10 protein-coding genes, 1 tRNA gene and 1 pseudogene are annotated in these 14,128 nt (G+C 36.2%); 5 read left to right on the top strand and 7 right to left on the bottom strand.

From position 1 onward, the window contains the following. Positions 1-9: 9 nt before the first annotated feature. From yajC to queA, 6 genes are all read right to left on the bottom strand, one after another. Complete coding sequence (gene yajC, locus AC1PJ9_RS08950) at positions 10-339, bottom strand: preprotein translocase subunit YajC (RefSeq protein ID WP_000051669.1); 330 nt, start codon at positions 337-339, stop codon at positions 10-12. Positions 340-437: 98 nt separating this feature from the next. Beyond that, entirely contained in the window at positions 438-1,571 is a 1,134-nt protein-coding gene (gene tgt / locus AC1PJ9_RS08945; RefSeq protein WP_004705660.1) for a tRNA guanosine(34) transglycosylase Tgt, read from the bottom strand. Between the two features lie 243 nt (positions 1,572-1,814). Continuing rightward, a complete protein-coding gene (locus tag AC1PJ9_RS08940; protein WP_086497531.1) occupies positions 1,815-2,384 on the bottom strand; it encodes a LemA family protein in 570 nt (189 codons plus the stop codon). 85 nt (positions 2,385-2,469) lie between these two features. Next, the gene (locus AC1PJ9_RS08935) at positions 2,470-3,498 is read right to left on the bottom strand and encodes a hypothetical protein (protein ID WP_311086549.1); all 1,029 of its coding nucleotides are present in this window, start codon (positions 3,496-3,498) and stop codon (positions 2,470-2,472) included. Between the two features lie 96 nt (positions 3,499-3,594). Beyond that, positions 3,595-4,596: a hypothetical protein gene (locus tag AC1PJ9_RS08930; protein ID WP_311086550.1), complete on the bottom strand. Its 1,002-nt coding sequence runs from the start codon at positions 4,594-4,596 to the stop codon at positions 3,595-3,597. Between the two features lie 84 nt (positions 4,597-4,680). Further along, positions 4,681-5,718, bottom strand: a complete 1,038-nt coding sequence (queA, locus tag AC1PJ9_RS08925) for a tRNA preQ1(34) S-adenosylmethionine ribosyltransferase-isomerase QueA (protein WP_311086551.1) — start codon at positions 5,716-5,718, stop codon at positions 4,681-4,683. Between the two features lie 182 nt (positions 5,719-5,900). On the opposite strand from queA, the gene AC1PJ9_RS08920 reads away from it, so the two are divergent. The 3 genes from AC1PJ9_RS08920 to AC1PJ9_RS08910 all read left to right on the top strand — a co-directional run bounded on the left by AC1PJ9_RS08920 (position 5,901) and on the right by AC1PJ9_RS08910 (position 9,271). Then, a tRNA-Leu gene (locus AC1PJ9_RS08920) sits at positions 5,901-5,987 on the top strand. 645 nt (positions 5,988-6,632) lie between these two features. Then, complete coding sequence (locus AC1PJ9_RS08915; protein ID WP_311086553.1) at positions 6,633-7,646, top strand: hypothetical protein; 1,014 nt, start codon at positions 6,633-6,635, stop codon at positions 7,644-7,646. A gap of 107 nt (positions 7,647-7,753) precedes the next feature. Next, entirely contained in the window at positions 7,754-9,271 is a 1,518-nt protein-coding gene (locus AC1PJ9_RS08910) for a hypothetical protein (RefSeq protein ID WP_311086554.1), read from the top strand. A 301-nt stretch (positions 9,272-9,572) separates the two neighbouring features. Here AC1PJ9_RS08910 and AC1PJ9_RS08905 read toward each other — a convergent pair. Then, positions 9,573-9,723, bottom strand: a pseudogene (locus AC1PJ9_RS08905) (TraR/DksA C4-type zinc finger protein). Positions 9,724-10,027: 304 nt separating this feature from the next. Here AC1PJ9_RS08905 and AC1PJ9_RS08900 point away from each other — a divergent pair. Continuing rightward, positions 10,028-11,296, top strand: coding sequence for a sensor histidine kinase (locus AC1PJ9_RS08900; protein WP_311086555.1), 1,269 nt, complete (start codon positions 10,028-10,030; stop codon positions 11,294-11,296). Between the two features lie 68 nt (positions 11,297-11,364). Beyond that, positions 11,365-14,115, top strand: coding sequence for a bifunctional [glutamate--ammonia ligase]-adenylyl-L-tyrosine phosphorylase/[glutamate--ammonia-ligase] adenylyltransferase (gene glnE, locus AC1PJ9_RS08895; protein WP_311086556.1), 2,751 nt, complete (start codon positions 11,365-11,367; stop codon positions 14,113-14,115). Positions 14,116-14,128 lie beyond the last annotated feature (13 nt).

Raw genomic sequence — 14,128 nt, 5'->3', positions numbered from 1 at the left:
GTTTTATGATTAAAGGTTATTTAGAGTGCCTTCAGGTAATACAGAAATTACGCTGGCACGCTGAATTTTTACTTCTACACCACGGTTAAGTTCAACAACCGCATAGTCACCTTCAAGTTTGGTTACTTTGCCCATTAAACCACCAGCAAAAACAACTTCGCTACCTACACCTAAGCTTTCGATTAAAGAACGGTGTTCTTTTGCGCGTTTTGCTTGAGGGCGCCAGATTAAGAAATAGAAGATTGCAACGAATACAACAATCATCAAAATGTTTGGCAAAAGACCCGGGCTTTGGGCTGCTGCTGGAGCTGCATGTGCAGTAGAAATGAACAAGCTCATTTTAATTTCCTAAAGTTAAAAAATATGAGTCAGATACCTGACATAATCCTAATTCGTTTTGCAATTTACCTTGTCTTGCGGTTGAGCGCAAATCTCGCTTATTCATCGACAGGGCAAGGTGGAACTTCTAATCCGCGGCGGGCATAAAAGTCCTGAACAAATTCATCAAAAGTGCCATTATCTAATGCATCACGCATACCTTCAGTTAAACGTTGGTAATAACGTAAGTTATGAATGGTACCGAGCATAGATGCTAACATCTCTCCACATTTTTCAAGATGGAACAGATAAGCACGGGTAAAGTTCTTACATGTGTAGCAATCGCAGTGTGGGTCAAGAGGACCTTGGTCATGGCGATATTTACTATTACGAATACGTACCAGACCATCAGTGACAAAATAATGACCATTACGTGCGTTACGAGTCGGCATTACGCAGTCAAACATATCGACACCACGGCGTACCGCTTCAACGATATCTTCAGGTTTCCCTACGCCCATTAAGTAACGTGGTTTGTCCGCTGGCATTTTATTTGGAAGATAATCTAAAACTTTGATCATCTCTTCTTTTGGTTCACCTACAGATAAACCACCAATTGCATAACCATCGAAACCAACTTCAAGTAAGCCATTTAAAGACTCATCACGTAAGTCTTCATACATGCCGCCTTGAATAATGCCGAATAAGGCATTTTTATTTTTAAGCTCATCGTGGTGATGCGTTTTACAACGCTTTGCCCAACGCAAAGAAAGCTGTAATGATTTTTGTGCTTCTTCGTGTGTAGCAGGATAAGGCGTACATTCATCAAAAATCATGACGATGTCAGAGTTCAATACATGCTGAATTTCCATTGAAATTTCAGGCGATAAAAACACTTTTGAACCATCAATCGGAGAACGGAAAGTAACACCTTCTTCCTTAATTTTACGCATAGCGCCAAGACTAAATACTTGGAAGCCGCCAGAGTCAGTCAAAATTGGCTTATTCCATTTAATAAAGTCGTGCAATCCGCCGTGTTGCTTGATTACTTCAAGGCCCGGACGCAAATATAAATGGAAGGTATTACCTAAAATAATTTGTGCCTGAATATCTTCGATATCACGCGGCAACATGCCTTTGACTGTACCGTAAGTCCCCACTGGCATAAAAACAGGTGTTTCAACAACACCGTGTTCTAAAGTTAAACGACCACGACGGGCACGACCCGACTGACCTAATTTTTCAAACTTCATCTAAAAATCCTGAACAATAGCAAGCAATACCGTAGGGCAGTGCAAGGGCGAAAAAACAGTTCGCTGCTAAATAGGGGCTATAACATGATGAGCTTTCAAACAGGAAGACCAATTTAAAAACACAAATAGCCCTAAAAATAAGAGGGCTATTTTCCTTGATTCTGCCAAGTAGTTCTACTACTAAATGTAGCTGGCTATAAAATAGGTCATTTTTTCGATTGAATGACCATTTTTTTATTTAGACTAAAAGTTAGGTTTGTAGTCAAAATTGTCTGTAGCCAAATTATCACGAAAAGGACGAATTGCTTTTTTAGATAACGTCATCGTATTAATCAGATTATTTGGGAACACTTCAATCTGGTTGTTAAATACTTCGACATTACGGTTAAAAATGCTGATTGCAGCGCCAACATTTTCGTTTTGTTCCTGAATATCATCCATCATTTTGCTATAGAGCGTATCTGCTTTTAATTCAGGATAGTTTTCAACCACGACATTTAGGCTACGGATCAGCTCTTTGCTCATTTTTTCAATCTGCTGTAATTGAGCAATATCAGTATGGTCGACATTTAAACTGAGAATTTGCTGACGTAAAGCAGTCACTTTTTCTAGAGTCGACTTCTCGAACTGAGTATATTGATTGAGTGTCGTTTCTAGTGCTTCAAGTGTTTTTACTTTTTGACGTTCAAAATTTGCAACCTCTGCCCAAGCGCGTTTGGTCGCGTTAAAATAACGCACAATGTTGTTACGAATGTGGATGCCCCACGCAATCAGTACGACGAAAATCCCCAAGAAAATGAATAAGCCTTTCATTTTCACTCCTCTTATTTTTATTCCCTCGTTGAGCCTTTTAACTTCTTATTTTTTAATAAGTTGCCAGTTCAGCACTACGAAAGATTTATTTAATTAAATTAAGCATGAATTTCTGAAATTTTTCATATTGCGGCATAGTCATGGTACGTAAATGTCCACGTAATGCTGGAATATCATGAATTTCACTACGTTTGCTGGTGGTTTGAAAAAGATCTTGCTCACCGAGATAACATAATATTTGCTCTTCATGATGATAAATTAAATCACCGGTAAAATGTTGAAAAAAATCATGAAGTTTTAAAGTTAAACTTGGACTAATTTCTTTAGCTAACTGGTGCTGGTCAGTACCGAAGATATTGAGCTCTTGGTTAATCAGAATGTCAGTACTTTGCCATTCGCATAAGTATGGTTCAAAAAAGCGAGAACGTTGATTACTTACAGCGATACCTAAGGTTGGCATTTGAAAAATAAAAGCGCCCCATAAATCTTTATGAATCTCTTTTATTATTTTTTTATCGCTGTTCTGATCTTGAAGAATAGGTAAATTATTTACATAGTGATATTTAAATAGCAGGACTTGATGATCTGTAATGCCATCATTCCATGTCACTGAAGCAAACTCAGTAATTTCATTCGCTTCATTGCCTCGATTAAACAATGGGAAATATTGTTTTAGTCTGCTTAAGACTAAAATGGGTTGGGCTTGAATTGGAAGATAAGCTGGTAACTGCTGAAACTGCAGGCCATAACGTAAAGCAGTCATACGCTGTTCTAAATAGTGAATAACTTCGGTTAGAGGCTTTTGCGGTTCATAGAGCAAATAGGCCAAGAAACCAGTTAAAAATGCCCATAACAGACTCCAAATATATTGAATATGAGGATGAAAAAAATATCCAAATAATAGCGTCGTAATACTGCAAATACCTAACAAATACGGCAATACATTAACAAAACGAAGGTTATGATCTTCACGCCATGGATGCAACGCATTTAAGAGCTCTTGATCTGTTTGTGACTTTTGTCCCGCGTCCCAAAGTCGAGCAATATTACGAAAGACCTGTGTATTTTTTTTACGTCTTATATGAAGTGCTTGTTGTACGGTATCAATTGGCATGAAGGTAATGAGTTGATTATCATAAAGTGCTAAGCCTAGATTATCTTTTAAATTGAAAGAGATAAATAGAAATAAGTTTTAAATAAATAATTACTTTTATGACTTCGGAATTTGAGTTTCATCAATGAAATGCTGCAATATATTTGCAAACTGCTCAAACTCTGGCATTGAAAGTGTTTCTAGACATTCAGCAAGCTCACGTACACTAGTGCCATATAAACTTTGCTGACGTAAAAGATTTACATTACAGAGCCAACATAATGCAGATGTTTCAGGGTGTACATAGAAGTCCCCCGGAAAATTTTCCAACATTTTTTCTAATAATAACAAACGGTCAGGGCTTAGAAATTTTACTAAGTCCAACTCATTAATTCCACTTTGTTGGTATTTTTGATTAAAACGAATATCACTTGATTCCCAAGCTACTCCTAAGCGGCAAGCCTTTTGCTGTTGACTTGAAATGCTGACTCCGCGAACTGGAAAACTCTCTAAAATAACGCCGTATAAATCATAGCTAACATCTTTAAGTTCCCAACTGCCTTTTGAATTATAGGCCATCTCTCGATTGATATAATGATATCTAAAAATTTTATAGGGATGAGTTGTTTCTCTTACTTGCCACTTGCCGTGTATTGCTATTAGGACGGAATTTTGTTGATTACCTAACTTAAATAATGGAAAGTCTGAAGCAGGTGTGCCTTCTTCCGGCAAATTATCTTCGGTTGCAAATTTAAAATTATATTTATGTTCATAATAATAAGTTTGGATATCTTGAAGCAGACAATTAAGTTCGGCAGTCGATGCTCTATGATGAAAGCCATAAAAGATCGCAAGAATCGTAAAAGGGAAGAAATAGATCGAAATAAAAAAGCCTAAAGCCATACAAACTAAGGCAAAGATTGTAGTATTCCAAAAAATATAATTTTGTATATCAAGCTGTTGTGTACCTGTCCAATTCTTTAATGAATGAATAAGCAACTCAGGTGGTAATTCCTGATTAAGTAAATTTCTTAACGCTTCAATATTTTTTAAAGTAATTTTGTTGTGCGTATTTTGATTATCAAAAGTATTTCGAACTTTCTGGAAGATAGGATTCATAAATTTTTTTATTAATTAAAATAGTATCTAGATCAGCTGGGTTAAACCTCGAATCAACTTATAGGTTTAACCCAGCTTTAATTTTTAAACTTCTAATTTATCAATCAGCATTGCATCGCCATAACTAAAGAAGCGATAGCGGTCTTTAACTGCATGTTCATAAGCAGCCAAAATATTGTCTCGATTTGATAATGCTGACACTAACATGAGCAGGGTAGACTCAGGTAAATGGAAGTTAGTAATTAAACGATCTACGATACAGAACTCATAACCCGGATAAATAAAGATTTGCGTATCACCATTCCACGCTGCGATTTTTCCGCCGTGTGCTTGGGCTGCACTTTCTAAGGCACGTGTCGCAGTTGTACCAACAGCAATTACTTTATTGCCACGTGCTTTAGTCGCCAAAATTAAATCAATGGTTTCTTGAGGAACATCACACCATTCACTGTGCATGACATGATTAGTAATGTCGTCAGTGCGTACAGGCATAAAAGTACCTGCACCAACGTGAAGAGTCACAAACGCTTTCTTAACGCCCTTTTGATCTAACTTTGCTAACAACTCTTCGTCAAAGTGCAAGCTTGCAGTTGGTGCAGCCACACTGGCAATTTTTTCTGGGTTATGGAAAACCGTTTGATAACGTTCAGTGTCAATTTCTTCTGCTTCACGGTTAAAGTAAGGCGGAATAGGTAACTGACCATATTGCTCAAGTACAGGTAAAATTGGCTGTGAAAACTCAACTACAAATAAATTTTCGTGACGACCACGTACAATCACAGGAATGTTATCCGCACCGACATAAAGCTCAGCACCTGCTTTAGGCGAGTTGCTCGATTTAATATGGCAATACGCTGTGGTGTGGTTCAGCATGCGCTCAACCAAAATCTCGATAGCACCGCCTGTAGAGCGTTTTCCTTTAAGTCGCGCTTTCATGACTTTAGTGTCATTCAGCACCAACAAATCACCTTCTTCAAACAGATCGATAATGTCTGTGAACATGTGATCGTGATATTGACCCTTTGAATCTAGGTGCAATAACCGTGAAGCACTACGTGATTCAAGAGGGTAACGGGCAATAAGTTCATCAGGTAATTCAAAGGAAAAGTCAGACAGTTGCATATTTAGGAAAAAACACCGCAAAAATTGGGCCTAGTATAAACTTTTTCGCTTTTTTATGGCTGTGCTTATAGTCTAAATCATGAAAAATGTTTAAATGATCTAAAAGTGAACGATAATATTCACTTAGGGTTTGACAAGTTTTGCAAACGCGCTAATATACGCAAAACAAACATACTTCCTCTCCCGAGGTGGTGAAATTGGTAGACGCGGCGGACTCAAAATCCGCTGTCAGAGATGACGTGTCGGTTCGAGTCCGACCCTCGGGACCATATTCAGAATCGTAAGATTCTACCAAAACCCCTAAGCTAACGGCTTAGGGGTTTTTTGTTGGATAATTTTTTACAAAATTTTAATAATATATGATGAAGCAAAGTACCTGATACTTTCTACTAAAAGCCCTAACTTAAATTTGTTTGATTCTACAAGTTATTCTTCAGTCAAGCTGTAAAGCTTTACCTATAAAGACTTCTTCCATTCGTGGTGTCCATATATTTCTTTTAATTAATTGTTCTCTTGCTTGATTACGTTCTAGAGCAGTGGTTTTTTGCTTTTCTTCTTTCCATAAGTTGTATTTTTTTCGAGAAAAGGCGAGGTTTTGAAGGTAATAATTCCAAGACTGGTAATAACAAATCGCTCTTTTAAGTGATGAGTGATGGTCTGGGTGAATTTGTAGGTCTTTAATAATTTCACCTGTAATACCAGTCCAGAGGGGAAAATATAATCTCTTCTAAAGTCGAAGAGGTGAGGGTATTTTTCCATTAACATGTTTAAAACTGCTTTGCTGTGAGCAAGTGATTTGTTCGATGTCATTTTTCGTGCTTTTTAAAGTTTCATATTGATTTTGTTGTAGAAAAAAGAAAGTAGCTTAGATACTATTACGCGTCAAGACTTTATAATAATTTTTGGGGTGGGGAATGATTAATTCAGAAACTACAGACTTAGAGGAATTTCTCGAAAGTGTTGAAGCTAATGATTTTGTAAGAGAGTCTAAAATTAAAATAAATGAAATCCTAAATGGTCTTGATACTCTTAAAAATAAGTTAATTAATAAAAAAGAAGAATTTTTAATTCCAAACGATAGAAAAAATGAGTTTGAAAAATTATTTGCTGAATTTGAAAAAGTTTTTTTTGAACTTGAATTTTCATTTAAAAAACTAAGAAGTCCTAGTGACTTTATAATGAGTGAATTTTTAAGATTAGTAATTGAAAATATAAAAATATTAAAAGGATTGGATAATTGGTTAAATTATATTAATTTTTTAAGAGATATAATACATAATATTAATACACTTCAAAGTTTTGTTAGTCGTGATATCCAAAAAGAAGAATTTTTAATATTTAAAAAAGATACAGAACGTACCGTAGCAGATTTAAAAGAAAGAGAGCTTGAACTTGTAAAAAGTATTGATGAAGTTAAGGTTGTTTTTGAACAAACAAAAAATCTTAAAATACATGATTATTATGAGTTGGCGGCGAAAGAAAACCAGAGTAAATCAGATATTAATAGGTCTCTTTTCATTGCTATAATTTTTTTATCTTTAACTGTAATTTGGTTTAGTTTAGTGACTAAGGGTTACTTTGGATTAAGTGGTTATGATTATTATTTTTTTAAAGGAAGTTTAGTTTTAACATCCATCACACTCATTACTTACTTCTTAAAGCAGTCTGTAAAATATCAAAAAATGGCAGATCAATGTAAGCAGACTAAATTAGAGTTAGAAGCATTTCCAAGTTATGTAGCTAATTTATCGAATGAAGATCCGCTAGTTGCCGATTTGAGGAAGGAGCTAGCTATGAAGTATTTTGGTCGTGACGTTGATAATAAAAGTAATGATGAAACAAGTAATATTCTGCAAGATCAAATGAAAAATACTACTGAAATGGTTAAAGCAGCTATGGAAGTACTAAAGAAGTCGGGGAATTCATGAAAAGTTGAGAACGTTGTTACGTAGAGTTTTTAGTTCGTATTGCTGAGCCTTTGGGAGATCTTCCTGAAGGTTATTTTGTTTGAATTCCGTGATTTAGAGATTAGATAATGCTGTTTAGTGAAGAAGAATTTACACGATTAAGAAATTTTAAAAGTATTGCATCTGTTTTAAATACTTATAATTTAAATTTTGAGAATATTGAATTTCTTCAATCATTTTCCAAGTATTATAAATTTAATATTAATGCTAATTTTAATATATTAAAGAACTTGGTCCTGAGTATTGAAGGAGTCGCAAATAGAAAGCCAAGCTATTATCATAATGTTGCAATTATTATGTTTACCTTGAGTGATAATTTAAATATAAATTTATCATCAAAAGTTGTTGAAGAGGGGGAGAAATTTATTTTTTTTGATAGCTTTATTAAGGAGATGCGTGCTTTTTTAGAGAGATTGAGAGAATTAAAACTTTCTGATAATGAAAATAAATCTATGGATTTAATTAAGTTTCTAAATCAAGAAGATTTTCATTTAATTTATACGAATATAAATAATGTAATTAATCAAATTGCAGATACTCCTCGTCTGCATACAAATTCTTCTGAATCTCTAATAGGGACTAATATTTATAATGATAAAGTTGTAATATTGGAAGATAGAGTTAATAGCCTCATAAAAGAATTTAAGGCACTCAATAGTGATTATTTGAAAAACAAAGATGAAAATTTTGATCTTCAAAAAAGAGTTTTTGAAGAACGCGCAAATGAAGCTTTTTTTAATTATAAAAATTATCTTAACGAGTTGAATAATCAATATCAAAGCGAAATTGGACCTCAATTAATAAACTTAAAAGCTGATTTGCAAGATAGTAAAGCAGAATTAGATGCACTATTGGGAGATGTTGAACTCTATCAGGATAAAATGACAAATAATGCAGTAAATGAAATGTCTGCTCATTATTATGAAAAATCAAAATTTGAAAGAAATTCTTATTTTGTCGTAACTATAGCTAGCGCACTTATCATTATATTCTCTGTTATAAGTGCCTATAAAGGGGTAAATAATTATTATAATCAATATGTAGGTACAGAGTCTTGTGATAAGACTGAAGTAGTTGAAACCCAAGAAATGATTTTACCTCCTGTTAAAGGAAAATCCTATGAAGAATGTATGAAGGATTTAACTGTAAAACGTGAATTAACTCAAAAATATGCGTTTAATTATCTTATTTTTAGATTGAGTTTTTCAGTACTTTTATTTTTAGCTGTTATTTATGCTAGCCGAATTGCTATGCGTGCCTATAATCATTGGCGTCAAAGTGAAAATATGTACTTAAAACTTAATACATTAAGTCCATTTATAGGTAGCCTTGATAAATCAGTACGTAATGAAGTGCATCTAAGTTTAGTACCTGATTATTTTGGTAAAGATGCTGGCATAGTTGAAAACCCAAAAGATTCTGTAAAAGATCTTCCGACCAATATGTCAAATATTGTGATTAAAGCAATTGAGCAAGCTGGCAATACTATCGGAAGTAAATTAGGAAGTGATAAAGAGTCCAAAAACTCTGATAGAGAATCAAGTACAGAAAAGAACAAAAAGAAATCAGAAGATGAATCACAATAAATTATAAAACTAATAAAGCCCCATTGAAGGGGCTTGGCTTTATGCGACAAGGTATAAGAACATGGAACTACTTAAAATAATACCCATGATCATGCCGATTAAGATCGGGTATAGCTGCATTTATTACTCCCGTATGGATTTGCTGATTTAACTTGAGTTGGCTTTTGTTTTGGAGATCTTCTTCCTTATAAAAACCCTTCATTTCACGCATGTATCGAGTAAATTGATAATCCAGAATCATCCAAAAAATAATGAGGGCTAAAACAAGAATAACGATGAAAAAGATCAGGAAATTTGTCATTTAAAAGTACCTTTTTGAAAGTTTTTCTTGTGTATTTTTACATTCCCCACAAAGGGTTACAGAACCATAGCACTGACGCTCAACGGGAATATTATTTCCCGCATTCTTCACACTTAGAAAGAGAAGGTCGGCTAAAGTCTTTAAGTCGAATTTAGAGTTGTTTAGGTTGTAATTATTAAAAAATTTAAAAAATGAGTTTTCACTTTTTAGTATAATTCTGAACTCGCATTTCTAACATCTTACAACTCCTCACCTTCAAATAATTGTTGTATTTTTCTAAAGCATACCCACTTTATGTATCTGAAAACCTTTAATTGAAACTTCACATTTCTATTTCGAAAAGAAAGTTGCTCTTTTAATGTACTGTGTTAAAGTTTGTATTAGATCATAATGATTATAAGTACATTTCTCAAAGAGCGGTTCCGACTAACAACGACAAAATCTGTGAGGCGGGCATGACACAGCGATTAGAACTACATCAGGTCGAGCAATTAAGTGCTTGTAGAATATCACTATTACTTGGATTAAATGCCGAGCAGAATTACATTGAGCAATTTTTCCGGTTTAGTGTTCGCCTGTTGAAGTGTCAAAAAGCTTTGCTTACCTTTAATCAGGAACCTTACTTTTGGCATCATTGTCCTGAAGGCATGACTGCTATTTCATTTAAACCTTCAAGACACTTAAAACAATGTTTTGCTAAACAACCGGTGATTCATCACGATCATCCTTCTTATCAAAATTTAATCAACTATTTAAAAGAGCTTAATATTGACTGTGGTCGTGCCTTAGCTGTCCATTTGGTGCAACCTGACCAGACTTCTATGGGGTTTGCCGTTTTCTTTGATGATGATGAAACCACTTTTGAAAATGATCAAATTCAGTTGTTGCTCGATTATTGTTCTAGTTTTATGCAACAAGTCGAGTTGAAATTTAATTATGAAGAATTAAATGAACTCTATGAGCAGCAAGTCGCGCTTAACTCGAGTAAAACAAAGTTCTTTTCTATTATTTCGCATGACTTGCGGGCGCCATTTCATGGCTTGTTAGGTTTCTCCGAAGTGTTAGCTAAAGAGCGTGAAACACTGGATGAATCGAGTATTCAAAATATTGCTGACTATTTATACGACACTTCTCAATCGACCTATAATTTACTTGAAAGTTTGCTGACATGGGCGATGGCAGAGGGTGGACGTTTTGTTTATCACCCAATTAATTTTAAGCTTAGACAAGTCAGCAATATTGTTTGCGATGTGTTGCATACATTGGCTTTAAAGAAAAATATTGAATTGGTAAATGCGGTTTCCGAAGATTTAAAAATCTATGCCGATATTAATATGATGACTTCCGTGATTCAAAACTTGGTGTCAAATGCATTGAAATTTACCGATGTTGATGGCTCTGGGAAAGTGTTCATTGAAGCGAAGCAGGTAGGCACAAATGTCGAAATCACTGTACGTGATACTGGTCTTGGCATGAGCGAACAACAAATGGCAAATTTATTCCATCCGCGTATCACAGCGAGCTTTAAGGGAACAGCAGGTGAAAAGGGCGCGGGATTAGGTTTAAGTTTATGTAAGCGGTTTGTCGAGATTAATCAGGGTAAGATTAGTGTAAATTCGCAAAAGGGTATTGGAACGACATTTAAAGTTTTATTACCTTCTGCCCAAGAAGTTCCTGAGCTTCATGTAGAAGAACAAAACACATCTGAAGCAAAATTAGTTTAATCCCTTTTCCTATTACTACGTGAACTGCTATAACTAAAAAGAGAGTCTGAGGAAAAGAGCTTTTTTATATGAATGCGGAGCAGTTACAAAAAACATTGCGTGCTAGTCAGTACGCGGAACAAGTTTTGGGGTTACATCAGACCGTTTTAGAACAAGATTATCAACTAGATCAATTTGCTGCACCGCTCTCAACTGATCAGATTTATCAATTTGTAGAAACCACACTCGATGGCATTGCCGATGAAACAACTTGGATGCGCGCACTTCGCATTTTACGCAGTCGTTTAATGTTTCGTTGGATTTGGCAAGATGCCAATCAACTCACCGATGTTGTCACACTCACACGTGAACTTTCAGATTTTGCTGATGCCAGCATTTGTGCAGCAAAGGCTTTTGCTCGTGTAGCACTAGTTGCTAAACACGGCGAACCATTAAGTTATTCAGGCAAAGTTCAAGATTTGATTGTGGTTGCCATGGGCAAGCTTGGGGCACAGGAATTAAATCTATCAAGTGATATCGACCTGATTTTTGCCTTTGATGAACAAGGTGAAACCAACGGCCGCAAATGCATTGATGTACAGCAGTTCTGTATTTTATGGGGACAAAAACTTATTTATTTACTTGAACACATTACTGCAGATGGTTTTGTGTTTCGAGTAGACATGCGTTTACGACCTTGGGGTGATGGCTCAGCATTAGCGATTAGTCATGCAGCTTTAGAAAAATATTTAAGTCAGCATGGTCGTGAATGGGAACGTTATGCCTGGATTAAAGCGCGTGTTGTGACTGGCTGTAAAGAAGGGCAAGACTTGTTAGAAATGACACGGCCTTTTGTATTCCGCCGTTATGTCGATTACACCGCTTTTGCTGCTATGCGTGACATGAAAGCCATGATTGAGCGTGAAGTCCTGCGCCGACATATTGAAGATGATATTAAGCTGGGAGCGGGGGGGATTCGCGAAATTGAGTTTATTGTTCAGGTTTTTCAGCTTATTTACGGCGGCTCGAAACGTGAGTTACAAGACCGTCAATGTTTAGTCAGCCTTGAGCATATTGGCGAGGCAGGTTTGTTAGAAAAACAGGCTGTTTTAGAGCTTGAAGATGCTTACCTGTTTTTACGCCGTGTTGAACATGCGATTCAAGCACTCAATGATCAGCAAACGCAGTTATTGCCAGAAGAAGTTGACCTAAGACAACGCATTATAGATACCTTAGGTTTCGCTAGCTGGAATGAGTTTCTTGATGTTCTTAATGAGAAACGTCAAAAAGTAAAAGTTCAGTTTAAACAACTGATTGAAGATACCAGCTCTAATGCAGCAACTGAAAATTTTGGGCAGTTAGAGCAGCAGTTAGATGAAGTACTGGACGACAATGCTAAAAATCTAATTCATGAGTTTTGGCATGGCCATGCACTTAAAAAACTTCCTTCAAATGCTGTGCAACGCTTAAAAACGTTTTGGCCTCATTTGATTGAAGCGATCTTACAGTCAGAACAACCACAAACTGCATTATTGCGTTTAATGCCGCTGATTGAATCGGTTATGCGTCGAACCGTATATTTAGTGATGCTGATTGAAAGTAAAGGGGCATTGCAACGCTTAGTGAAAATGGCGACGGTGAGTCCGTGGATTTGTGAAGAGCTAACGCAATATCCAGTACTGCTGGATGAGTTCTTATCAATGGACTTTGAGTTACCAAAACGTAAGGACTTGGAAGATTCTTTACGTCAGCAATTGCTTCGTATTGAAATTGATCAGGTTGAAGACCAAATGCGGGTACTTCGCTTGTTTAAAAAGAGTAATGTGCTTACGGTTGCTGCAAGTGATGTATTAGCTGAAAGTCCTCTCATGAAGGTGTCCGATGCATTAACAGATATTGCTGAAGTGAGTGTTAATGCAACTCTCCATTTAGCTTATCAGACCGTAGCAAAACGTCATGGTTACCCAAAGGATGTTGAGGGAAAACGTTGCTCTCTTGACTATAAAGCCTTTGCTGTTATTGGTTATGGCAAAGTGGGTGGCATTGAACTGGGCTATGGTTCTGACTTGGATCTTGTCTTTATTCACTATCTAGATGAACAAGCCGACACTGATGGAACCAAGGCGATTACTGGCTTTGAGTTTGCTATGCGTGTTGCTCAAAAGTTTATGTCACTCATGACCACTCAAACGCTTGATGGCCGCGTTTATGAAATTGATACACGCTTAAGACCCTCAGGTGAAGCTGGTTTATTAGTGACCAGTCTGAAAGCCTATGAACACTATCAGTTGAAAAGTGCATGGCTTTGGGAGCATCAGGCACTCGTTCGAGCACGCTCTATAGCAGGTGATGAAACGCTTTGCCAAAAATTTGAAATATTTCGCCGCGAGATATTGACTCAATCTAGAGATGAGGCTTATGTTCGTGAAGAAGTGTTGAAAATGCGTCAGAAAATGAAAGACCACTTAGGTTCGTCTTCTGAACAAAAAAAACATGGTATTTTTCATTTAAAACAGGACGCAGGTGGTATCGTAGATATCGAATTTATGGCACAGTATGCTGTACTTGCATGGAGCGGGACGAAACCAGATCTCGCCCATTATTCTGATAATGTAAGAATATTAGAAGATGCTGCTAAAGCAGACTGCTTATCCAGTGAAGATGCCACAGCATTAATTCGAGCCTATCTTAGTGAACGTGCCGAAAGCCACCGCTTAGCCCTTGCGAATCAATCCATGCAAGTAAGCGCAGCGGACTGGCGTAGTACCCGTGCGGTCGTTTGCAATTTATGGCAAAGATTAATAGACCCAACCGCCTCGGTTGAGTTGGATAGTGAATGATTTTATAACAATT

This window comes from Acinetobacter sp. 70_2 (assembly GCF_056736115.1).
The sequence above is the reverse complement of the archived record's forward strand: the minus strand, read 5'-3'. Positions and strand labels throughout refer to the sequence as shown.